Annotated in this window: 21 protein-coding genes; 14 read left to right on the top strand and 7 right to left on the bottom strand. The window is 62.0% G+C overall.

Annotated features, from left to right (window positions below):
* Positions 1 to 244 precede the first annotated feature (244 nt).
* Positions 245 to 1,738 (bottom strand): CoA-acylating methylmalonate-semialdehyde dehydrogenase, encoded by a 1,494-nt coding sequence (locus tag ABIE20_RS24830; RefSeq protein WP_429508011.1) that lies wholly within the window; start codon positions 1,736 to 1,738, stop codon positions 245 to 247.
* A 72-nt stretch (positions 1,739 to 1,810) separates the two neighbouring features.
* The gene (locus tag ABIE20_RS24825; RefSeq protein WP_038997314.1) at positions 1,811 to 3,157 is read right to left on the bottom strand and encodes an aspartate aminotransferase family protein; all 1,347 of its coding nucleotides are present in this window, start codon (positions 3,155 to 3,157) and stop codon (positions 1,811 to 1,813) included.
* A 458-nt stretch (positions 3,158 to 3,615) separates the two neighbouring features.
* Between ABIE20_RS24825 and ABIE20_RS24820 the strand changes: the two genes are divergently transcribed.
* The 8 genes from ABIE20_RS24820 to ABIE20_RS24785 all read left to right on the top strand — a co-directional run bounded on the left by ABIE20_RS24820 (position 3,616) and on the right by ABIE20_RS24785 (position 12,180).
* On the top strand, positions 3,616 to 4,842 hold the full coding sequence (locus tag ABIE20_RS24820; RefSeq protein WP_429508010.1) for an ATP-grasp domain-containing protein: 1,227 nt from the start codon (positions 3,616 to 3,618) through the stop codon (positions 4,840 to 4,842).
* 178 nt (positions 4,843 to 5,020) lie between these two features.
* A complete protein-coding gene (locus ABIE20_RS24815) occupies positions 5,021 to 6,385 on the top strand; it encodes an FAD/NAD(P)-binding protein (RefSeq protein ID WP_429508009.1) in 1,365 nt (454 codons plus the stop codon).
* 4 nt (positions 6,386 to 6,389) lie between these two features.
* On the top strand, positions 6,390 to 7,409 hold the full coding sequence (locus ABIE20_RS24810; protein ID WP_429508007.1) for an AbrB family transcriptional regulator: 1,020 nt from the start codon (positions 6,390 to 6,392) through the stop codon (positions 7,407 to 7,409).
* 48 nt (positions 7,410 to 7,457) lie between these two features.
* Positions 7,458 to 8,372 (top strand): LysR family transcriptional regulator, encoded by a 915-nt coding sequence (locus tag ABIE20_RS24805; protein WP_429508006.1) that lies wholly within the window; start codon positions 7,458 to 7,460, stop codon positions 8,370 to 8,372.
* A gap of 62 nt (positions 8,373 to 8,434) precedes the next feature.
* Entirely contained in the window at positions 8,435 to 9,097 is a 663-nt protein-coding gene (locus tag ABIE20_RS24800) for a TetR/AcrR family transcriptional regulator (RefSeq protein WP_038997319.1), read from the top strand.
* Positions 9,098 to 9,106: 9 nt separating this feature from the next.
* Positions 9,107 to 9,691 (top strand): IMPACT family protein, encoded by a 585-nt coding sequence (locus ABIE20_RS24795; RefSeq protein WP_429508005.1) that lies wholly within the window; start codon positions 9,107 to 9,109, stop codon positions 9,689 to 9,691.
* A 337-nt stretch (positions 9,692 to 10,028) separates the two neighbouring features.
* A complete protein-coding gene (locus ABIE20_RS24790) occupies positions 10,029 to 10,709 on the top strand; it encodes an SDR family oxidoreductase (protein ID WP_429508003.1) in 681 nt (226 codons plus the stop codon).
* A gap of 115 nt (positions 10,710 to 10,824) precedes the next feature.
* Complete coding sequence (locus ABIE20_RS24785) at positions 10,825 to 12,180, top strand: 8-oxoguanine deaminase (RefSeq protein WP_429508002.1); 1,356 nt, start codon at positions 10,825 to 10,827, stop codon at positions 12,178 to 12,180.
* Positions 12,181 to 12,184: 4 nt separating this feature from the next.
* Here ABIE20_RS24785 and ABIE20_RS24780 read toward each other — a convergent pair whose 3' ends face one another.
* On the bottom strand, positions 12,185 to 13,273 hold the full coding sequence (locus ABIE20_RS24780) for a calcium:proton antiporter (protein WP_429508000.1): 1,089 nt from the start codon (positions 13,271 to 13,273) through the stop codon (positions 12,185 to 12,187).
* A 146-nt stretch (positions 13,274 to 13,419) separates the two neighbouring features.
* On the opposite strand from ABIE20_RS24780, the gene ABIE20_RS24775 reads away from it, so the two are divergent.
* The gene (locus ABIE20_RS24775) at positions 13,420 to 14,373 is read left to right on the top strand and encodes an adenosine deaminase (RefSeq protein ID WP_429507999.1); all 954 of its coding nucleotides are present in this window, start codon (positions 13,420 to 13,422) and stop codon (positions 14,371 to 14,373) included.
* A gap of 233 nt (positions 14,374 to 14,606) precedes the next feature.
* On the opposite strand, the gene ABIE20_RS24770 is transcribed toward ABIE20_RS24775, so the two are convergent.
* Together ABIE20_RS24770 and ABIE20_RS24765 are read right to left on the bottom strand one after the other, a co-directional pair.
* Complete coding sequence (locus ABIE20_RS24770; RefSeq protein ID WP_429507998.1) at positions 14,607 to 15,323, bottom strand: ArsR/SmtB family transcription factor; 717 nt, start codon at positions 15,321 to 15,323, stop codon at positions 14,607 to 14,609.
* 432 nt (positions 15,324 to 15,755) lie between these two features.
* The gene (locus tag ABIE20_RS24765) at positions 15,756 to 16,688 is read right to left on the bottom strand and encodes a LysR family transcriptional regulator (protein ID WP_429507996.1); all 933 of its coding nucleotides are present in this window, start codon (positions 16,686 to 16,688) and stop codon (positions 15,756 to 15,758) included.
* A 101-nt stretch (positions 16,689 to 16,789) separates the two neighbouring features.
* On the opposite strand from ABIE20_RS24765, the gene ABIE20_RS24760 reads away from it, so the two are divergent.
* Both ABIE20_RS24760 and ABIE20_RS24755 read left to right on the top strand, forming a co-directional pair.
* Positions 16,790 to 17,803 (top strand): zinc-binding alcohol dehydrogenase family protein, encoded by a 1,014-nt coding sequence (locus ABIE20_RS24760; protein ID WP_429507995.1) that lies wholly within the window; start codon positions 16,790 to 16,792, stop codon positions 17,801 to 17,803.
* A 125-nt stretch (positions 17,804 to 17,928) separates the two neighbouring features.
* On the top strand, positions 17,929 to 18,093 hold the full coding sequence (locus tag ABIE20_RS24755) for a hypothetical protein (RefSeq protein ID WP_010221743.1): 165 nt from the start codon (positions 17,929 to 17,931) through the stop codon (positions 18,091 to 18,093).
* Here ABIE20_RS24755 and ABIE20_RS24750 read toward each other — a convergent pair.
* The gene (locus tag ABIE20_RS24750) at positions 18,077 to 19,258 is read right to left on the bottom strand and encodes a multidrug effflux MFS transporter (protein WP_123565040.1); all 1,182 of its coding nucleotides are present in this window, start codon (positions 19,256 to 19,258) and stop codon (positions 18,077 to 18,079) included. The two genes, ABIE20_RS24755 and ABIE20_RS24750, sit on opposite strands and share 17 nt — an antisense overlap.
* A 114-nt stretch (positions 19,259 to 19,372) precedes the next feature.
* Positions 19,373 to 19,570, bottom strand: a complete 198-nt coding sequence (locus ABIE20_RS24745; protein ID WP_045197079.1) for a heavy-metal-associated domain-containing protein — start codon at positions 19,568 to 19,570, stop codon at positions 19,373 to 19,375.
* A 147-nt stretch (positions 19,571 to 19,717) separates the two neighbouring features.
* Between ABIE20_RS24745 and ABIE20_RS24740 the strand changes: the two genes are divergently transcribed.
* Genes ABIE20_RS24740 through cueR form a run of 3 tightly spaced genes read left to right on the top strand, consistent with a single transcriptional unit; the run spans position 19,718 to position 22,962 of the window.
* Complete coding sequence (locus tag ABIE20_RS24740; protein WP_045197115.1) at positions 19,718 to 20,104, top strand: hypothetical protein; 387 nt, start codon at positions 19,718 to 19,720, stop codon at positions 20,102 to 20,104.
* Positions 20,105 to 20,158: 54 nt separating this feature from the next.
* Positions 20,159 to 22,561 carry a heavy metal translocating P-type ATPase gene (locus tag ABIE20_RS24735; RefSeq protein WP_429507993.1) on the top strand — a complete coding sequence of 801 codons (2,403 nt, stop codon included), beginning with the start codon at positions 20,159 to 20,161 and terminating at the stop codon, positions 22,559 to 22,561.
* Positions 22,558 to 22,962, top strand: coding sequence for a Cu(I)-responsive transcriptional regulator (gene cueR / locus ABIE20_RS24730; protein WP_010221738.1), 405 nt, complete (start codon positions 22,558 to 22,560; stop codon positions 22,960 to 22,962). Before ABIE20_RS24735 ends, cueR begins: the two co-directional genes overlap by 4 nt.
* The last annotated feature ends 4 nt before the right edge of the window (positions 22,963 to 22,966 follow it).

Genomic DNA, 22,966 nt, shown 5'->3' with positions numbered 1-22,966 from the left:
ATCGAAGCCCTTCCGGATAACCCTGGAACCGCTAACTCTTTGAAACTCAAGGAGTTTTCAGTTCCGACTGCGCCGGAAGTGGGGCGAATTATAGAGAGATCCACGGGGGCGTCAAGGACTTATTTCAACTTTGTTTCAGAAGGGGCGTTTTGGCTATAAGCCACAAGCTTCAAGCTACAAGTAAAAGCGGCAGCACCGCGTTCAACTTGTAGCTTGCAGCTTGCAGCTAGTCGCTGTTAAAGCCTTAAAGGCTCGGGAAGGCAAACTGCGACGCTTCATGGCTGGCACGTTGCGGCCAACGCTGGGTAATGGCTTTGCGGCGGGTGTAGAAACGCACGCCATCCGGACCATAGGCATGCAGGTCGCCGAACAGCGAACGCTTCCAGCCGCCGAAGCTGTGATAAGCCACCGGTACCGGCAGAGGAACGTTGACGCCGACCATGCCCACTTCGATTTCGTCGCAGAACAGACGCGCCGCTTCACCGTCACGGGTAAAGATGCAGGTACCGTTGCCGTATTCGTGTTCGTTGATCAGGCGCATGGCCTCTTCCAGGCTGTCGACGCGCACCACGCACAGTACCGGCCCGAAGATCTCTTCTTTATAGATGCGCATCTCGGTTGTCACGCGGTCGAACAACGTACCGCCGACAAAGTAACCGTCTTCATTACCGGCAACCCGGTAGCCACGGCCGTCAACCACCAGCTGCGCACCGGCCGCCACGCCATCGTCGATGTAGCCAACCACCTTGTCACGGGCTGCGGCGGTAACCAGCGGGCCCATGTCCAGGCCGCAGGAGGTACCGGCGCCAATCTTCAGCGCCTTGATCTGCGGTTCAAGCTTGGCGATCAGGGCATCGGCTATCTGGTCGCCTACGCACACGGCCACCGAGATCGCCATGCAGCGCTCGCCGCAAGAACCGTAGGCTGCGCCCATCAGCGCGCTGACGGCATTGTCCAGGTCGGCATCAGGCATCAGCACCGCGTGGTTCTTCGCCCCGCCCAGCGCCTGGACGCGCTTGCCGCGCTTGGTGCCTTCGGCATAGATGTACTCGGCAATTGGCGTCGAGCCGACAAAACTCAAGGCCTTGACCTCTGGTGCCTCGATCAGCGCATCAACCGCTTCCTTGTCACCGTGCACCACGTTGAGCACGCCTTTAGGCAGGCCGGCTTCGTGCAGCAGTTGGGCGATCAGCAGGGTCGAGCTCGGGTCACGTTCCGATGGCTTGAGGATGAAGCAGTTACCGCAGGCAATGGCCAGTGGATACATCCACAGCGGCACCATGGCCGGGAAGTTGAACGGGGTGATACCGGCGACCACGCCCAGCGGCTGGAAATCGGACCAGGCATCGATGTTCGGGCCGACGTTGCGGCTGTACTCGCCCTTGAGCACTTCCGGGGCGGCGCAGGCAAACTCGACGTTCTCGATACCACGCTTGAGTTCACCGGCGGCGTCTTCCACGGTCTTGCCGTGCTCTTCGCTGATCAACTGCGAGATGCGCGCTTCGTTCTGCTCAAGCAGTTGCTTGAAGCGGAACATTACCTGGGCACGTTTGGCCGGTGGCGTGTTGCGCCAGGCCGGGAAGGCCGCCTTGGCCGAGTCGATAGCCTGCTGCACGGTTTGCTTGCTGGCCAGGGCAACCTTGTGGATAGCCTGGCCAGTGGACGGATTGAAGACATCGGCGGTGCGCGTGTCGGCAGCAACCAGTTCGCCGTTGATCAGGTGTTGAACAGTGCTCATGCAGAACTCCAGAAAGAGGGTATGCCTGGGCGCGAGATCACTCGCGCCCGCTTCTTATATATAGAGGGACGATCAATCGACCTGGTTGATGGCCTCGCCGACCGCATCGAACAGACGATCCAGTTCCTGCGGCTGGCTGTTGAAGGTCGGGCCGAACTGCAGGGTGTCGCCACCGAAGCGTACATAGAAGCCGGCTTTCCACAGCTTCATGGCGATCTCGTACGGACGCACGATGGCATCGCCGTCGCGGGCGGCAATCTGGATGGCGCCGGCCAGGCCGTAGTTACGGATGTCGATGATGTTCTTCGCGCCCTTGACCCCGTGCAGCACCTTCTCGAAGTGCGGCGACAGTTCGGCGGCCGATTGCACCAGGTTCTCTTTCTCCAGCAGGTCCAGCGCGGCGATACCGGCGGCGCAGGCGACCGGGTGCGCCGAGTAGGTGTAGCCGTGGGGGAACTCCACCGCGTATTCCGGCGTCGGCTGGTTCATGAAGGTCTGGTAGATCTCGCTGCTGGCGATCACCGCGCCCATCGGGATGGCGCCGTTGGTGACCTGCTTGGCGATGCACATCAGGTCCGGAGTGACGCCGAAGGCGTCGGCACCGAACATCGACCCCATGCGACCGAAGCCGGTGATGACTTCATCGAAGATCAGCAGGATGTTGTGCTGATCGCAAATTTCCCGCAGGCGCTTCAGGTAGCCCTTCGGCGGCGGCAGCACGCCAGCGGAACCGGCCAGCGGTTCGACGATCAGCGCGGCGATGTTCGAGGCATCGTGCAACTCGATCAGCTTGAGCATCTCATCGGCCAGGGCGATACCGCCCTCTTCCGGCATACCCTTGGTGAACGCATTGCCCGGCAGCAAAGTGTGCGGAATGTGATCGACATCGAGCAACTGGCCGAACAGCTTGCGGTTGCCGTTGACGCCGCCCAGGCTGGTGCCGGCGATGTTTACCCCGTGATAGCCACGGGCACGGCCGATCAGCTTGGTCTTGGTGGCCTGGCCTTTCAGGCGCCAATAGGCACGGACCATCTTCACCGCGGTGTCGGCGCACTCGGAACCGGAGTTGGTATAGAAGACGTGATTGAGGTTGCCTGGGGTCAGGTCAGTAATTTTCTCGGCCAGCTGGAATGACAGCGGGTGACCGAACTGGAAGGCCGGCGAATAATCGAGCACGCCCAGTTGGCGCGATACCGCTTCCTGGATCTGCTTGCGGGTGTGGCCAGCGCCGCAGGTCCACAGGCCGGACAGGGCGTCATAGATCTTGCGGCCCTTGTCGTCGGTCAGGTAGCTACCTTCGGCAGCGACGATCAACCGAGGATCGCGCTGAAAATTGCGGTTGGCGGTATAGGGCATCCAGTGGGCGTCCAGCTTGAGCTGGCTGGCCAGACCGACAGGAGCGTTTTCAGGCAGATTCATCGGACAAGTCCTCGCAAGGCAATAGGGCAGCGACACGTGTTGTTGCGACTAAATTGGCATGGCCGTAAGGTCTTGAAAATCCTGCTTTTCCGATCTTTGGTTTGCCTTTCGCTAAACATTTACCACCTGACGTCATGTTGAACGCCATCCGACTGAGCGACTCCGAAAATTCCTTCACCAATCAATTAGTTGCGAAAAACCGCCGTGCGGCGATGTGCATTTACTTACAGCCACGATAGAGGAGTCTCACTCTATCTGTCGCAGAACCTCTCTTGTCCGAAGCCATCGCGCCTCCCAGTATTTCCTAAGACCTACAGCGCTCACGTACAGGCAACTTCTGATAGTTCCACTACAGGAGCGTATGAACGCGCCCTTCGGCCGGTCGCTGCAACAACACGCGCACCATGGACTGCCTTGCGCATGTGCTACGCCATGAACAATCACGATAAGGAAATCCTTTGAACCCTGTAATCCTGTTCTCGCCCGCGAAAATCCTCCTGCAGCACTCGGAACAAGAATGGTTGAACGTGCTGGGCAACAATTCGCTGATTTACAGCGACTTGTCAGCCAAAGCAGCGCTGGACCAGCAGTTCCCCACCCTGAGCGAGTCTTTCAGGCTTTACCCCAATTTCAATGATTCGCCGCTGGTGGAACTCGACGCCCTGGCGGCGGCAAGAGCGTTAGGCACGCAAACCGTAGTTGCGTTGGCTGAGGTCGACCTGCTGCGCGTGGCCCGCATCAAGGACCGTCTCAATGGTTCGCGCACACGCTATGAGGCCATGACGCTGCTGTACCGTGACAAATTCCTCATGAAACAAAAGCTCGCAGAGCATGGCATTCGCATCAATCCCATGGCGATGGTCGGCTCGGCGTGCGAAATCAATGATTTCATCGAGCAGTACGGCTACCCGGTGGTGGTCAAGCCTCGTGATGGTCGAGGCTCAGGAGGCGTACGGGTGCTACGCGACGTCGACGGCTTGCGCGACTACCTGCAACAGCAGGACGGCACAACGCTACACAATCTGATGGTCGAGAAGTACCTCGATGCACCGCTGCTGAACGTCAATGGGCTCTACATAAACGGCAACCCGGTGATCATTTCGCCGGTCCGCTCGACGATTACCTGTCTGGACTTTCTTGACGGGCAAAGCCTCGGTTTCCAGATGCTGGCGCAAAGCAATCCCCTGCATGCGCAAAGCGTGGAACTGACCCGGCACATTATCGAGCAGGCGCTGCCAAACCTCGGCACCCTGCTGTTCCATCTCGAGGTGTTTGTCGACGGCAACGACCTCATCGTCTGCGAAATCGCCTGCCGCCTCGGAGGCTGCAGCGTCAACCAGGAATTGACCGAAGCCTTCGGCTTGAATCCGCGCCTGACCCTGATCGATGCAGAGCGTGGCGGCAAATCGGCGTCGTTAACGTCGTTGCTGCCACCGCGCCACTTGCTGGGTCAACTGAATGTACCGCCACGCGCAGGCAAGCTGATCGACTTCCCGGCATCCATCGACTTGCCCTTCATTCGCCATTGCACGGTCACGGCCCAAAAGGGCATGGATTATTGCGCAATGAAAATGACCAATGGCGAAATCGTCTCGGCGATTGTCGAGGGCAACAGTGAGAAAGAGGTCAGCGATCATCTCGCGCAACTCGACAGTTGGGTCAGGGATACCTTCGTTTGGGCGTAAGCCGACATCGCATTGCACGAAGAAAACAGGCGGCGCCATCCAGCGCGTGCCTGTTATAGGTCACCGGCTGAAGGACACCCCGACAGCCGGTCTTTGTCACCTGCCATGACCTGGCAGATCGGACACCAGGCAAAGGGCGTTATCGCGCCCGAAGCAAAACCACATCTAAGGATTGGATATGGGCAAGGTAGCAGTCGTGGGGCTGGGCTATAGCGGTGCAATCATTCTTGAACGGTTGAAGCGCCTGACACCGGCACTGAGCATCGATGTGTTCGATACAGCCGGTAGCAGCGGGTCGGGCTTGGCTTATCAGCAGGATATTCTGAGCAACCTGGTCAATCGCCCCGCCAACCTGATGTATCTGCGCGAACACGGCGACTTCAAGCAGTGGCTGCAGACCCGCGGCATGGCCACGAGCAATGGCTATCAACCGCGCCCGGTGTTCGGCAAGTTCATCGAAGAATCAGTGCAGTCTTCGCTGCGCGAGCACACATCGATTCAGTACTACCGTGAACATATCACCGGAATGACTTCGTCCCGGGGGCGCTATGATCTCAGCACCGCATCGGGTGAACGCCCGGGATACAAGGCCGTCGTGCTGGCAACCGGCAATGCCGAGCCGACCGACTTTTATCGGCTAAAGGGGGCCCCGGGATACATCAACAACCCCTACCCGACGACTCGCCTTGCCGAGATTCGCTCCGACAGTATCGGCGTGCTCGGCAATCAACTGTCAGCCATCGACGTCGCACTGACCCTGCTCGATGTCGACCCTGGCAATCATGTGACCATGTTGACCCGCAGCAGCAAGATTCCCAACTACAGCGAAAGCTATCAGCCGCGCGCACTCAAGGTACTGACTGAACACGCCATCAGGCATCGCCTGCGCTTTGGTGGCTCGGCATTGAAGACGGTGCGGGCGATGTTCGACGAAGAGCTGGAGGCGCAGGGCATCGACGCCACCCTCGATGACCTCATGCGCGATCACACCCAGGCCTCGGTGGCCCGCGAGGATATCTACTCGGTGTTCTCTTCGACCAACCTGATCGTGCCGATGATCTGGAACCTGCTCTCCGAGCGCGAAAGGAAAGTATTCGTCGGACGCTTCCGGGGTGCCTGGAGGCAATTGCGGGTTCCCATCCCCAAGGAAAACTGGATCAAGATCCACCAGCATATGCATTCGGGACGCTTGGCTTGTCGAACCGGATTATCCGATGTCAGCGTGACACAAGGCGGCTTCCTGGCACGCGGGCGTGATTTCAATTGCAAGTTCTCCAACGTGGTCAATGCCACGGGCGCTGGCGATGCGATGCAAGGTGCGCTCTACAAGAATCTGGCTGCATCCGGTATCTGTATCCAGCATCAATACGGTGGGATCGACGTGCGTTATGACGATTGTCGCGTCATCAACCACCAGGGGCCGTCTAATATCTTTGCCATTGGCGCTCCGACCACGGGTGTGTTCTATGCCGTCAGCAATATCGACGTCTTGCAGATGCAGGCTGAAACCATCTACCGCAACCTTCGTGCATTGAGCACTTGAGCCTATGAAAACCTTCGTGTGTTTGCTGATCGCTGCTTTGGCTGGCACCGCCTTGCAGTACGCTGGCGTGCCCCATGGCCTGCTACTGGGCTCGATAGTGGCGACGGCAATTGTCGTCAGCAGGTTCAATGTGGCTCCCCGGCTGCGCTTGGGCCTCGGCTATGTGCAGATCGTCCTGGGCATTGCCACCGGCCTGATGTTCGAGGCCTGGGACAACCAGACAGTGGCAACCATGCTGCCGAGCCTCGGTTTGTTGATCCTGTGCCTGGCGACGCAAATTGCCGTGGCTGCCCTGTGGTTGCAGAAAGTCTCGGCGTGGAACCGCAAGGATTCACTCCTTGCCGTCTACCCGGGCGCCTTGGCGGCGGTGTTCGATCTGCTTGAGTCGGAGCGTGCGTCGAGCAAAGTGATCGTTGTACACCTGGTGCGGCTGCTGTCGATCACATTGCTGGTGAGTCTATGCATACCGGCAACTGCCGCAGCGCCTGCAAGCGCGGACAGTCCGCTGACCGTCATGACAGTGCTTGCACTGCTTTCGCTGATCGCCGTGTGCATTGTGCTTGGCCGCCTGCTGTTGAAAGTCGGTGTGCCTGCCCCTTTCATGCTGACAGCGATCATAGCCTCCGGGATCTACGTAAAGTTGGGGCTGTTGCATGGCTTCCATATGCCGCAATGGAGTGTCGATGCTGCAGCCCTGATCCTCGGTGTGCTTATCGGCGCCAGGTTCAGGGAAATCAGCTTCAAGGAGCTCATCCGTCACGGTCGCGCCGGGCTGATGTCCGTGGGCCTGATGCTACTGGTCGCCGCCGCCTTTGCCGGGGTGGCCGCCAAGGTGCTGGACAGCGACCCGTTCACCTTGTGGCTGGCCTACATGCCCGGCGCCATCGAGACCATTGCCATCGTCGCCTTCAGCGGTGGGCTGAATGTGGTATTCATCCTGACGCACCACCTGCTGCGGATGGTCGTACTGCATTTCGCCCCGGCCCTGCTCGTCCAGGCGCGCCGCTGGCGCGAGAATGTCTGATCAGCGTATGTTGTGTGCCTTTCATGTTCCTCAACGCAAAGGCATCGCGTGAAACGTCCACAACCCTTGGCCCAGGTCAGCGATTTCGATATCCGCCTGCTGAAGATCTACCGCAGCGTGGTGGAGTGCGGCGGCTTTTCGGCCGCCGAGAACGTCCTGGGCATCGGTCGCTCGGCCATCAGCCAGCAGATGAGCGACCTCGAGCAGCGCCTGGGCCTGCGCCTGTGCCAGCGCGGGCGCGCCGGTTTTTCGCTGACCGAAGAAGGCCGCGAGGTGTATCAGTCGGCGTTGCAGCTGCTCAGCGCCCTGGAGAGTTTTCGCACCGAGGTCAACGGCCTGCACCAGCATTTGCGCGGCGAGTTGAACATCGGCCTGACCGACAACCTGGTGACCCTGCCGCACATGCGCATTACCCATGCCCTGGCCCAGCTCAAGGACCGCGGCCCGGACGTGCGCATCCAGATCCGCATGATCGCCCCCAGCCAGGTCGAACAGGGCGTGCTCGATGGCAGCCTGCATGTTGGCGTGGTTCCGCAAACCAGCCCGCTGTCGGGCCTTGAGTACCAGCCGCTGTACAGCGAGCGCTCGCTGCTCTACTGCGCGGTCGGCCACCCGCTGTTTTATGCCGACGACCAGCAACTGGACGATGAACGCCTCAACAGCCAGGACGCCATTGCCCCGACCTTTCGCCTGCCCGCGGATATACAGGCTCATTACCAGGCGCTCAACTGCACCGCCAGTGCCTCGGACCGCGAAGGCATGGCGTTTCTGATCCTGACCGGCCGCTACATCGGCTACCTGCCCGACCACTATGCAACCTTCTGGGTGCAGCAAGGCAGACTGCGGGCACTCAAGTCCAGCGAGCGCTTTTATGATCTGAGCCTGTGCTGGGTAACACGCAAAGGCCGGCGTCCGCACCTGGTGCTGGAAAGCTTCCTCGAAAGCCTGGCGGCTACTCGCTGAGGGCTAATGCTGGTAGGTTAGCCACTCATAAGAGATACCCATTGCCTTGTCTGGAATCGTTCATGACCTTTGAAGTCCCTGCGCATCGCCTCCAAGCCTCGGGCAAGCCCGCTGGCCGCATTCGCCAGAAGAACGAGCAGGCCATCATCCAGGCCGCCGAGGACGAGTTCGCCCGCCACGGCTTCAAGGGCACCAGCATGAACACCATCGCCCTCAAGGCCGGGTTGCCCAAGGCCAACCTGCACTATTACTTCACCAACAAACTCGGCCTCTATGTAGCGGTGCTGAGCAACATCATCGAGTTGTGGGACAGCACCTTCAACGCCCTGACCGTCGACGACGACCCGGCCCAGGCCTTGAGCAGCTACATCCGCACCAAGATGGAGTTCTCCCGGCGCAACCCACAGGCATCGCGGATCTTCGCCATGGAGATCATCAGCGGCGGGCAGTGCCTGAGCGACTATTTCAGCGAAGACTACCGCGCCTGGTTCAAGGGCCGAGCGGCGGTATTCCAGGCCTGGATCGACGCCGGCAAAATGGACCCGGTCGACCCGGTACACCTGATCTTCCTGCTCTGGGGCAGCACCCAGCACTATGCCGACTTCGCCACCCAGATCTGCCAGGTCACGGGCCGCAGCCGCCTGACCAAGCAGGACATGGAAGATGCCAGCAACAACCTTATCCACATCATTCTCAAGGGCTGTGGCCTGACACCTCGCGACTGAACCTGCCTTATGCCTTTTACCCTGCTCGACACCTGCGAGTTTCGCGAAGAGATTCGCAAGAGCCGTTTCATCACCCTGGCTGCGCCGATCAGCAGCCCGGCCGAAGCCATGAGCTTCATCGAACGCCACAGCGACCTCGCCGCCACCCACAACTGCTGGGCCTGGAAACTTGGCGGGCAATACCGCAGCAGTGACGACGGCGAACCCGGCGGCACCGCCGGGCGGCCGATCCTGGCGGCCATCGAAGCGCAGGATTGCGACCAGGTGGTGGTCCTGGTGATCCGCTGGTACGGCGGCATTCAATTGGGTACCGGTGGCCTGGCCCGCGCGTATGGCGGTGGTGCCAACAAGTGCTTGCAGCAGGCAGAAAAGCGCTTGCTGGTCAGCCGCAGCGAACTGACCTGCAGTTGCAGCTTCAGCGAACTGGCACTGCTCAAATTGCGCGTAGCGGAGGCCGATGGCCTGGTGCTGGACGAGCAGTTCACCGCCAATGGCGTCGACCTGCGCCTGGCCTTGGGCGAGGAACAGATCGACGCGCTGCAACGCCAGCTAGCGGACCTCAGCCGTGGCCGTATCCTGCTGGAACGGGCCTGAACATTTGCCCACATTCACTGTGGGCCCGGCTGTGGATAAGCTCTGGGCATTCGCCTGCGAGCCTTTAACCACGGGGCTTTCAGAAGAACGATCATATTTTGATCAAGATTTCATGACAGCGCTTGAACTGGCGAAAAATCAGTAAGTTATCCCCAGTTATTGGGCCTGGAAGCCGCCACTGCGGGGCTTATACCCCGCCTGCATGCTTGCACACAAATACTGTGGAGCAAGCTGTGGATAAGCCGTGCACCCCTGCGCCAACAGCTTGCTGGGCCACGGCTTGGCTAGACTGGTTATTCTTTGATCAACGATTGATAACCCCTGAAAGGAGTTTCCCATGTCCACGAACAAAACCGCCCTGATCATTGGCGCCTCGCGCGGCCTGGGTCTTGGCCTGGTGCAACGCCTGGTGGAAGACGGCTGGAACGTGATCGCTACCGTGCGCGACCCGGCCAAGGCCGATACTCTCAGCGCCCTGCCCGGCGTGCAGGTCGAAACCCTGGAAATGAACAATGGCAGCCAACTGGATGCCCTCCAGCAGCGCTTGAAGGGGCAGGTGTTTGACCTGCTGTTTGTCAATGCCGGGGTCATGGGCCCGGGCGACCAGAACCCTGAGCGCGCGCAACCGGCCGATGTTGGCGATCTGTTTCTGACCAATGCCGTGTCGCCCATCCGCGTCGCCCAGCGCTTCACCGCGCAATTACATAACGACGGCGTGCTGGCGTTCATGAGTTCGATCCTTGGCAGCGTCGCCATTCCCGACGGCAGCGAGATGTGCCTGTACAAGGCCAGCAAGGCGGCCCTGAACTCGATGATCAATAGCTTCGTTACCCTGCAACAGCCACAGCAAACTGTCCTGGCCATGCACCCAGGCTGGGTGAAAACCGACATGGGCGGCGAAAACGCCGAGATCGACGTGCTGACCAGCACCCGCGGCATGCTAGAGCAGATCAAGGTCAATGCCGGCAAAGGCGGCCTGCAATTCATCAACTACAAAGGCGAAAGCCTGATCTGGTGAAATCCCGCGCGGTGGGTGTAGACTCGACGCCTCGCCCACCGCGGCGGACCTGGATCAGCAGACAGGGCAACACTGAGCTGGCTAACCTGAACCCACTTTCAGAGGAGCCGGCACCATGCCTGCGACCCGTATCTGGTTGAAAACCCCCCTCGCCATCTTCACCGCCAACACCCTCGACGCCCGTGGCGGCCTGGTGATTGAAGACGGCCGTATCGATGAAGTCCTCGGCCTTGGCCAAACCCCGGCCAACCCCTGTGGACAAGTCTTCGACGCCCGCGAACACGTAGTACTGCCGGGACTTATCAACACCCACCACCACTTCTACCAGACCCTGACCCGCGCCTGGGCGCCGGTGGTCAACCAGCCACTGTTCCCCTGGCTGAAAACCCTGTACCCGGTCTGGGCCCGGCTGACCCCGGCCAAGCTTGAACTGGCGACCCGCGTAGCCCTGGCCGAGCTGTTGCTGTCGGGCTGCACCACCGCTGCCGATCACCACTACCTGTTCCCCGATGGCCTGGAGAACGCCATCGACGTGCAGGTCGAAGCGGTACGCAAACTGGGCATGCGCGCCATGCTCACCCGCGGCTCCATGAGCCTGGGCGAAGCCGACGGCGGCCTGCCGCCGCAACAGACAGTGCAGCAGGGCGAAGTGATCCTGGCCGACAGCCAGCGACTTATCCACAGCTACCACGAGCGTGGTGACGGTGCGCAGATCCAGATCGCCCTGGCACCCTGCTCGCCGTTCTCGGTCACCCCTGAGATCATGCGCGCCAGCGCTGACCTCGCCGCAGAGCTGGACGTGCGCCTGCACACCCACCTGGCCGAAACCCTCGATGAAGAAGACTTCTGCCTGCAGCGCTTCGGCCTGCGCACGGTCGATTACCTCGACAGCGTCGGCTGGCTCGGCCCGCGCACCTGGCTGGCCCATGGCATCCATTTCAATCCGGATGAAATCGCCCGTCTCGGCGCCGCCGGCACCGGCATTTGCCATTGCCCAAGTTCGAACATGCGCCTGGCCTCGGGCATCTGCCCGACCCTGGAACTGACCGGCGCCGGTGCGCCAGTGGGCCTGGGCGTAGACGGTTCGGCCTCCAACGATGCGTCGAACATGATCCTCGAAGCACGCCAGGCCCTGTACCTGCAACGGCTACGCTATGGCGCCGAAGCGATCACCCCGGAGCTGGTACTGGGTTGGGCCACCCGTGGCTCGGCGCAGTTGCTCGGGCGTACCGACATCGGCGAACTGGCGGTGGGCAAACAGGCTGACCTGGCCCTGTTCAAACTCGACGAGCTGCGCTTCTCCGGCAGCCACGATCCACTCTCGGCGCTGCTGCTGTGCGGCGCCGACCGCGCCGACCGGGTCATGGTCGGCGGCCAGTGGCGGGTGATCGATGGCCAGATCGAAGGCCTCGACGTGCAAAAACTCATCGCCGATCACCGTCAGGCCGCCGCCCAGTTGATCGCTGGCTGAAGGCTCAAAGGCCTAGTAGTGCGAGCATGATGAAGGTGGCGAACAGCACGAAGTGGGTCATGCCCTCGATCGCGTTGGTTTCGCCATCGTTGAGGTTGATCGCGCTGACAATCAGGGTGATGAAGATCATCACCGTCTGCACCGGGGTCATGGCCATCTGGAACGGCTGGCCGGTGTAGAGCGCCATCGCCTCCATCAGCGGAACGGTCAATATCACCGTGGACAGCGACGCACCCAGGGCGATATTGACCACCGACTGCATGCGGTTGGCCAATGCTGCGCGCAAGGCGGTGAGAATCTCCGGAGCGGCAGAAATGGTCGCCACCACGATAGCCATCAGCACCGGTGGCGCACCGCTGCCTTCCAGGCCGTAGTCAAGGGTGTGGGACATGACTTCGGCAAGCAGGCCGATGATCACCACGCCGCTGACCAGAATGGCGATCGAGCGGACTTTATTCACCGGCGCCGCTGTACCACCCTGCGGATCACGGCGTTTTTTCTGTGGGTAACTGTAACTGAAGAAGTAGCTGTGCGGCCCGACCTGCATCCGCAGGAACAAGGCATAAAGCAGCACCATCGCGGCGATGGTAAACCCCGAATAGAGCTTCCAGTCGGCACGCGGAATGAACTCCGGCACCACCATCGACACGCCCATGGCAGTCATGATCATCACGCTGTAGGTGCGCGCCGAATCATCGTTGTACGACTGCTCGCCATGCTTGAGCCCGCCCATCAGCGCGGCCAGGCCGAGGATGCCGTTGATGTCGAGCATCACCGCCGAGTAGATGGTGTCCCGCACCAGGGTCGGCGAGGCCTGGTTGCTCATCATGATCGCCAGGATCAGCACCTCGACCATCACCGCCGACAGGGTCAGGATCATGGTGCCGTAAGGGTCGCCGACTTTTTCCGCAAGCAGCTCGGCGTGCTGGGCCACGCGCATCGAGGCACAGATGATCGCCGCCACCAGCACCGCGCCGGCAAACAGCGCCACGCCATGGCCATGCCCGAGCAGCTGGCCCTGCAGCGGCCAGGCCAGCGCGGCCAGCAGCACTGCAAGCAACAGGGGCTTTTCCTGATTCAGTAGTGCAAGCATCGGCAGCCCTGCGCAAGTGGGTACTGGCTAGTGACTGTAGTCACTGTAGAAGGTTTCCCGAAGTAACCGCCTGGTCAGCTTTCTCCGCGCACATAGCGCAAGCTCTGTAGAATGGCGCCAACCGCACCTGATGAGATTTCACCACTATGTACGACTGGCTTAACGCTCTGCCCAAGGCAGAATTGCACCTGCACCTGGAAGGATCGCTGGAGCCCGAGTTGCTGTTCGCCCTGGCCGAGCGCAACAAGATCGCCCTGCCCTGGAATGATGTCGAAGCCCTGCGCGGCGCCTACGCGTTCAACAACCTGCAGGAATTTCTCGACCTCTACTATCAGGGCGCCGACGTATTGCGCACCGAGCAGGACTTCTATGACCTGACCTGGGCCTACCTGCAGCGCTGCAAGGCGCAGAACGTGATTCACACCGAGCCGTTTTTCGACCCGCAAACCCACACCGATCGCGGTATCCCGTTCGAAGTGGTGCTCAACGGCATCAGCGGCGCACTCAAGGATGGCCAGCAACAACTGGGCATCAGCAGCGGCCTGATCCTCAGCTTCCTGCGCCACCTCAGTGAAGAAGAAGCGCACAAGACTCTCGACCAGGCCATGCCGTTTCGCGATGCCTTCATTGCCGTCGGCCTCGACAGCTCGGAAATGGGCCATCCGCCGAGCAAGTTCCAGCGCGTGTTCGACCGTGCCCGCAGCGAAGGTTTCCTGACCGTTGCCCACGCCGGCGAAGAAGGCCCGCCCGAGTACATCTGGGAAGCCATCGACCTGCTCAAGATCCAGCGGATCGACCACGGCGTGCGCGCCATCGAGGACGAGCGGCTGATGCAGCGGATCATCGACGAGCAAATCCCGCTGACCGTCTGCCCGCTGTCCAATACCAAGCTGTGCGTGTTCGACCACATGAGCCAGCACAACATCCTCGACATGCTCGAGCGTGGCGTGAAGGTCACGGTCAACTCCGATGACCCGGCGTACTTCGGTGGTTACGTCACCGAGAACTTCCAGGCCCTGCATGAGCACCTGGGCATGACCCAGGACCAGGCGCGGCGCCTGGCGCAGAACAGCCTGGATGCGCGGTTGGTCAAAGCCTGACAGGCGGCAAGTGGGAGCGGATTCAGCCGCAAAGGGTGTCGCACAGCGGCCCCAAAGACCGGACTGCGATGCAGTCCTTCGCGGCGATCCGGCGAACCGGTGAATCTGCCCCCACTCTATTCCCCGTAAGTTGTGCCAACCCCGAGTGTCACGGCATCTGCCTTAGGGCCAATTGTCAGCAGCGAGCTCGCCAGACACCGCAACGACGCCCGCCAGGCAGGCGCCTTGTGGATTCAGCCAGCAGTCTTCAACACTGCAACCTGGGCCATACGGTTGATATGGGCCAAACCTGTGGCACTGATCTGTAGCATGCGCGAGGTTTCACTCTCGCGGATCCAGCCAGACTGCAGGAACAGCTTGAGCAGGCTGCTGCCCAGCGCGCCACCCAGATGCGGGCGATGATCGCTCCACTCACTGCAGCAGCGGCAACTGCTGAAGCTTCGACGTTGATGCTGGGCCAGCGCCTCGATGAAAATGCCGTAAGCCGCGAACTGCGTCCGGCCATACTGGGTAACTTCGATGTGCTGTTCGCTGCCCTCCAGCCAGCCGGCATCAAACAAGCGCTGATAGAGATCCGCCGCAAGCTCGCCGCCCAGGTGATCACCGCACAATCTTGCCCGGCGCATGGACAACGGAATGCCGCCCACCTCTTGCTCGCGGCTGTCTTCGGGGGTTTTTACCTGGACACTGGCCAGCGCTTCGACAGCCGCCCCGACCTCCGGCGCGGCCAGCCTGAAGTAACGTTTGCGCCCCCGCGGCTCCAGCTTCAGTAAGCCACTGGCCGACAACCTGGCCAGGTGAGCACAGGCAGAAGAAGGCGTCAGCCCGGCCATGCTGGCAAGTTCATCGGAAGGACGGGCCATGCCATCGATCAAGGCCCATAGCATTGCACTGCGTTTTGGGTCGGCCAACAAGCTGGCGATCTGGCTGATACTTGTTACTGGTTTCATATCTCAAACTCCCTGCGAGATCATGTCTGATATCGATTGATTAACCATGTCGGCAGCATTTACTGCGAGGTGTCCGATGCCAGAAAAGCAGGAAGTGGAAGTTATCAAAACGTCGTGTGAGAGGCGTCAGTTGCCGCCCTGGACATGGAAGTATCTCTCGCTGGAAATGACTGCTGGATCCATTATAAGCCGCGTTGCGCGAACTTAATCCGGCGGATCGCCATGGTATGGGCAACCTTGGCAGGGGCCGTCTTCAAAGGCTTTGCAGAGACGTTCGCACATCTGCAGCCCAAGCCCCACGTTACATATCTTGCCCGCAACTGGCGGATTATCCCTGGTGTTATATCGCCAGATAAAACCTACAATAAATTTTACTGTAACTCACAAATGCTACCTGCTAACCACGTAGGAATGTGGGAAATCGAAAGTGCTTTAGCCTGTAATACCAGGCAACTTCTCAAACAATGCCTGGCAACGAGCTCGAAGCATATTTCGCAACAACTGCACCGGCTTGCCCAGTTGCGCCCGGTGCGTGCACATCAGGTTCAACGGCGCGGCTTCACCACACAAGTGAGGCAACACTATCCTCAAGCGCCCGGCCTGCACGTCATTGGCCACATCCAGCCAGGACTTGTAAGCGATGCCGACACCCGCCAGCGCCCAGCGCCGAACCACATCGGCATCGTCGCAGAAGCGATCACCGCTCACGCTAACACCCACCTCGCCGGCGCCCTGGCCAAAGCGCCAATGGTCATGCACACGACTGCCAAGCTGATACAGCAGGCAATTGTGCTGGGCCAGATGCGCGACTTCCATCGGCTCGCCATGCCGGGCCAGATAGGCAGGCGAGGCACACAACACCCGGCGGTTGTCCGGGCACAAGGGCAGGGCCACCAGGCTTGAGTCTTCCGGTGCACCGTAGCGCAGGGCGATGTCCGCCGCCTGCCGGAAAAGGTCGGCGTTGCGGTCGCCCAGCAGCAGACGCACATTCAGTTGCGGGTGTTCATGTTGGAGTTCATCGAGCCAGGGCAACAATACGTTACGGCCAAAATCGGACGGTGCCGACAACAGCAAGGTACCGCTGACCTGGTCCTGCCCATGAGCCAGGATTCGCCGGCCCTCCTCCAGGCTCGCCAGGGCGGAACGGGCATGTTGCAAAAATCCCTCGCCCTCGGCGGTCAGGCGCAGATTGCGGGTCGAGCGCGCCAGCAAGCGCACGCCCAATTGCTGCTCCAGGCGCTTGAGTGACGCGCTGGCCACGGCCGGTGACAAATCGAGCAAGCGAGCCGCAGCAGACAGGCTGCCCAGTTCGGCGGCACGAACGAACAACTGCAGATCATCGATACGCACCCAACACACCGCCATTATCAAAATAATATTGAAAGATTCTGTAGTTTTAGCGGCTTTTAACCGCAAGTGAAAGCACCAATCATGGCCCTCATTGACGACCCCGCCGAGGAATTTCCATGAAAGCCATTGCCTACTATCACTCCCTGCCCATCAGCGATGCAGCAGCCCTGCAAGACATCGAACTACCCGCCCCGGAGCCTGGCCCACGCGACCTGCTGGTGGAGGTGCGGGCGATCTCGGTAAACCCGGTGGATACCAAGGTTCGCCAGAACGTGCAGCCAGAGGGCGGCGCCGCCAAGGTCCTGGGCTGGGACGTGGCCGGCGTGGTCAAGGCGGTGGGCAGCGAGGTCAGCCTGTTCCAGCCGGGCGACAAGGTCTACTACGCAGGCTCCATCGCCCGTGCCGGCGGCAACAGTGAATTGCACGTGGTGGATGAGCGGATCGTCGGGCACATGCCGAAAACCCTGGGCTTTGCCGAAGCGGCGGCGCTGCCGTTGACCGCCATTACCGCCTGGGAGCTGTTGTTCGAACGCCTGCAGATCGCCGAAGGACAGCAGGATCTCGGCCAGAGCCTGCTGATTGTCGGTGCCGCCGGCGGTGTCGGCTCGATCCTCACACAACTGGCCAGCAAGCTCACTGGCCTCACCGTGATCGGCAGCGCCTCGCGCCCGCAAACCCAGGACTGGGTCCGTGAGCTGGGTGCCGATAATGTCGTCGACCACAGCCTGCCGCTGGCCGCCGCGCTCAAGGCCCAGGACATCGAGCAGGTGACCCACGTCGCCAGCCTGACCCAGACCGACCAGCACCTGGATCAACTGATCGAGGCCCTGGCGCCACAAGGCAAGCTGGCGCTGATCGATGACCCCAAGCAGGTGGATGTGACCAAGCTCAAGCGCAAGAGCCTGTCGCTGCACTGGGAGTTCATGTACACCCGCTCGCTGTTTGAAACCACCGACATGATCGAACAGCACAAGCTGCTCAACCGGGTCGCTGAACTGATCGACGACGGCACGCTGAAAACCACCCTGGGCGAGCACTTCGGCACCATCAACGCCGCCAACCTGCGCCGCGCCCATGCTCTGCTGGAAAGCGGAGCGGCGAAGGGCAAGATCGTTCTGGAAGGCTTCTGAAAGTTCGCGCCCACCTCGCTGGCGGGGTGGGCGCGACCGTCAGTCCGACAACTGACTCAGGTTATTCCGCTGCCCGTGGCCGGCGCTACAATGCATCAGCCAACGCCAACCTCAGGTATGCAGATATGAATATCCAGGTCAGTGCATCAGCAAAAAAGCCCGGCTGCCCATGGCAGGTCCAGCTCGACCAGCATGTGGTCAGCTTTCGCAGCGAGGCCGAGGCCCGCGCCTTCGTCAACACCCTGCAAGCCCGGCTCCAGGCGCCGCACCCGCTCAAACGGAGCGGCTGAGGTTAAGCCTGCGGGTCAGCATCGCCACGCTCACTACCGCCAGGCCGCACAGGCTGATAACGATGGCCATCGGCACCGCCGTGCCGTCGTGCAGCACCCCCACCAGCGCCGCAGCCGCGGCCGCCACACTGAACTGCAGGCAACCGAGAAGTGCCGAAGCGCTACCGGCCCGGGCGCCCTGCCCACTCATGGCGCAGGCCGAGGCGTTGGGGATGATGCAGCCGAGGCTGGCGATACAGATGAACAGCGGAATCAGCAATGGCCACAGCGCCGCCGGATGCAATGCGCTGATGCCCAGCAGGGTCAGGCCCGCCGCCAGGTAAACCCACACCGCCCGGGCCAGCAAGAAGGCCGGGCCACGCTTGGCCAGCAGCCGTGCGTTGACCTGCGCCACCAGAATGAACCCCGCCGCGTTACTGCCGAACAGCCAGCCATAGTGCTCGGCCGGCACCCCATAGAGCTTGATGAAGACGAACGGCGAGCCGGCGATGTAGGCAAACATGCCGGCGATGGCGATGCCACCGGTCAAGGCATGGCCGAGGAAGATGCGGTCCTTGAACAGCCGGCCGTACTGGCGCAGCGAACCGGACAACGGCGGGCGCGGCTGGTTGGCCGGCAGGCTTTCGGGCAGGCCCAGGGCCACAGCCAGGGTGCACAGGGCACTGAACAGGGTCAGGGCAATGAAGATCGACTGCCAGCCGTACAGGTTGACCATCAAGCCACCGAGCATGGGTGCCAGGATCGGCGCCAGGCCCATGACCAGCATCAGTTGCGAGAAGACCTTGGCCGACCCCACGGCATCGCACTTGTCGCTGACGATCGCCCGCGACAGTACCATCCCCGCGCAACCGCCGAGGGCCTGGACAAAACGCGCCAGAATCAATGCATCAAGGCTCGGAGCGAAAGCGCAGGCCAGCGACGCCAGGGTGAACAAGGTCACCCCGACCAGCAGCGGAATGCGCCGGCCAAAGCGGTCGGCCACCGGCCCATAGGCCAGCTGGCCCAGCGACAGGCCAAGGAAGTACGCCGCGAGAGTGGTCTGGATGTGCTTCTCGTCGGTGCCAAAGGCCAGCGCCATGGCCGGGAAACCGGGCAGGTAGAAGTCGATCGCCAGGGGCCCGAACGCACTCAAGGCGCCGAGAATCAGGATGGTTCGCAGGTTCATCGGAAATCCGTAGCAGGCTAAGCAAGTCCGCTAGTCTAACCGCCCTGCCGGGGTTTCGCTGACAGAGTTACGCCTGCGCGATGAATCTTTTATCCACCGCGCCGGCGTCGGCGGTCAGGCTGGCTCGGCGCCGTAGCCCTCTGCCCGAATTGCCTTGAGAATATTGTCTGCCGGCAAATCGCTCTGCACTTTAACCTGCTTGCGCGCCAGATCGATCTCGACCACAGCCTCATCATCATGCTCGCGAACGGCACGCGTGATAGCTTTGGCGCAATGGCCGCAGGTCATTCCTTGAACAGTGAATACTTGCATTGCAACAGCCTCCTGTGGGGTTTGAGCGCAGTCTCAAGCTTGCCATCGGGGCAAGGTCAAGTACGAGGATTGCCTGCCGGGCTGGAAATCAGCGCGCCGCTCCGCCAAGCTGCAAGCCTGAGAATCGATTTGCAGGAGTTTGAATTCATGCGCAGGGCAGCTTTGGGCCTTTTCGGCCTGCTGGGAGTAATGGGCCTGGTGCCCGCGGCCAGTGCCGAGGGCAACGCCGACTACAGCATTCTGACCATTTCCCGCGAGCGCCTGGAAGTGGCGACCTCGTGCGAGATCGGCGTGTACCTTAATGACCAGCTTTCGGCGCGGCTGTTCCAGGAGCAGTCGACCTCGTTCAACCTGCCGCCGGGCAAGGTCGCGGTGCGCCTGCGCCTGCTGCCGGCACAGATGCCGGGCTGCCAGAACGGCCTGGAGAACCAGCGCAACCAGAAGCTCACGCTCAAGGCCGGCGAGATCAATAAATACCGCATCGCCGTGGACCAGAATGGCCTCAAGCTGATCAGGGCCGGCCTGGGCTATTGACCTTCCCCGCATGGCAAGGTTGATGCTTGAGGCCTGTCCAAGGAGGAGTGCCCCATGTCCGCATCTACCACATTCGACCTGCCGATTGCCGGCATGACCTGCGCCAGCTGTGCTGGCCGGGTCGAGCGCGCCCTGCGCAAGGTCGTCGGTGCCGAACAGGTCAGTGTCAACCTGGCCACCGAACAGGCCCGCATCCAGGCCCCGGCCGACAGCCTGCCGGCGCTGGTCGAAGCCGTTGAACAAGCCGGCTACAGCGTGCCCGCGCAAACCCTCGAGCTGCAGATCGGCGGCATGACCTGCGCTTCCTGCGCCGGGCGCGTCGAGCGGGCCCTGGCCAAGGTCGCCGGCGTACAGCAGGTGACCGTCAACCTGGCCAACGAACGTGCCCACCTGCAGCTGCTCGGCCAGGTCGACAGCAACGTGCTGATCGATGCCGTCCGCCAGGCCGGCTACAGCGCCAGCCTGCCACAGAGCGCCAAGGTCAACCAGGCCGACGCCGAACACCGCCTGCGCAAGGAGCGCTGGTCGGTGGCCCTGGCGGTGCTGCTGGCCCTGCCGCTGGTGCTGCCAATGGTCCTGCAACCCTTCGGCATCCACTGGATGCTGCCGGCCTGGGCGCAGTTCGTCCTGGCAACCCCGGTGCAGTTCATCCTCGGTGCGCGGTTTTACGTCGCCGCGTGGAAAGCCGTGCGCGCCGGTGCCGGCAACATGGACCTGCTGGTGGCCATCGGCACCAGCGCAGGTTACGGCCTGAGTCTTTACGAATGGGCCACGGCCAGCGCCGGGGTCATGCCGCACCTGTACTTCGAAGCTTCGGCGGTGGTGATTGCCCTGATTTTGCTGGGCAAGTACCTCGAAAGCCGGGCCAAGCGCCAGACCGCCAGTGCCATCCGCGCCCTGGAGGCCCTGCGCCCGGAACGCGCGCTGTTGCTGGTCGACGGCCAGGAACGCGATGTCGCCATCAGCGAACTGCGCCTGCATGACCTGGTGCTGGTCAAGCCCGGCGAGCGCTTCCCGGTCGACGGTGAAGTCGTCGAAGGCCAGAGCCACGCCGACGAAGCGCTGATCAGCGGCGAGAGCCTGCCGGTACCGAAACAGCCGGGCGACAAGGTCACCGGCGGCGCGATCAACGGCGAAGGCCGACTGCTGGTCCGCACCCTGGCGCTGGGCACGGAAACCGTGCTGGCGCGCATCATTCGTCTGGTCGAAGACGCCCAGGCGGCCAAGGCACCAATCCAGAAACTGGTCGACCGGGTCAGCCAGGTGTTCGTCCCGGCCGTGCTGGTGCTGGCGCTGATTACCCTGGTGGGCTGGTGGCTGAGCGGCGCACCGATCGAAACCGCGCTGATCAACGCCGTCGCCGTACTGGTGATTGCCTGCCCGTGCGCCCTGGGCCTGGCCACACCGACGGCAATCATGGCCGGCACCGGCGTCGCTGCCCGTCACGGCATCCTGATCAAGGACGCCGAAGCACTGGAGCGCGCCCATGCGGTCAACCGCGTGGTGTTCGACAAAACCGGCACCCTGACCTCCGGCAGCCCGCGCATCGTCCACAGCCGTGCGCTGGTCGGTGACCAGGCGCAGTTGCTGCAAATGGCCGGCGCCCTGCAGCGCGGCAGCGAGCACCCGCTGGCCAAGGCGGTGCTGGATGCCTGCGAAGAGCAAGGCCTGCGGGTCGCCGATATCAGCAACAGCCAGTCGCTGACTGGCCGTGGTATCGCCGGCAGCCTCGACGGTCGCGAGCTGGCCCTGGGCAACCGCCGCATGCTGGATGAGAGCGGCTTGCAGCCCGGTGAACTGGCCGCCAATGCCCAGGCCTGGGAAGCCGAAGGCCGAACCCTGTCGTGGTTGATCGAGCGCAGCCCGCAACCGCGGGTGCTGGGCCTGTTCGCCTTCGGCGACAGCCTCAAGCCCGGCGCCGGGCAAGCGGTTCGCCAGTTGGCCGGGCAAGGCATCAGCAGCCACCTGCTGACCGGCGACAACCGCGGCAGTGCCAAGGTGGTCGGCGAAGCCTTAGGCATCACCGACGTGTATGCCGAGGTGTTGCCGGCCGACAAGGCCGCCACCGTTGCCACGCTCAAGCAGTCCGGCGTGGTGGCCATGGTCGGCGATGGTATCAACGATGCTCCGGCCCTGGCCGCTGCGGATATCGGCATCGCCATGGGCGGCGGCACCGACGTGGCCATGCAGGCGGCGGGCATTACCCTGATGCGCGGCGACCCGCGCCTGGTGCCCGCGGCTCTGGAGATCAGCCGCAAGACCTACGCCAAGATCCGCCAGAACCTGTTCTGGGCGTTTATCTACAACCTGATCGGCATTCCCCTGGCCGCCTTCGGCATGCTCAACCCGGTGCTGGCCGGCGCCGCCATGGCCCTGTCGAGTGTCAGCGTGGTGAGTAATGCGCTGCTGCTCAAAACCTGGAAACCGGCCACCGCGCCTGAGGACGATGCCCAATGAATATCGGCCAAGCCGCCCGCCGCTCGGGCCTGAGCGCGAAGATGATCCGCTATTACGAGTCGATCGGCCTGCTCAAGCCGGCCCTGCGCAGCGACAGCGGCTATCGCCTGTATCAGCAGGAAGACCTGCACCAACTGGCCTTCATCAAGCGCTCGCGGGACCTGGGGTTTTCCCTGGAGGAAGTCGCCCGCCTGCTGACCCTGTGGCAGGACCGCCAGCGCGCCAGCGCTGACGTCAAGGCCCTGGCCAGCCAGCACATCGACGACCTCAACCGGCGCATCGAGGAACTGGTGAGCTTGCGTGACACCTTGAGCGAGCTGGTTGCCCACTGCCAGGGCGACGACCGCCCGGACTGCCCGATCCTCAAGGACCTGGCAGCCGGCGGCAGCTGCTGTCACTGACGCG

This window comes from Pseudomonas sp. 2835 (assembly GCF_050435905.1).
Classification (GTDB): domain Bacteria; phylum Pseudomonadota; class Gammaproteobacteria; order Pseudomonadales; family Pseudomonadaceae; genus Aquipseudomonas.
The sequence above is the reverse complement of the archived record's forward strand: the minus strand, read 5'-3'. Positions and strand labels throughout refer to the sequence as shown.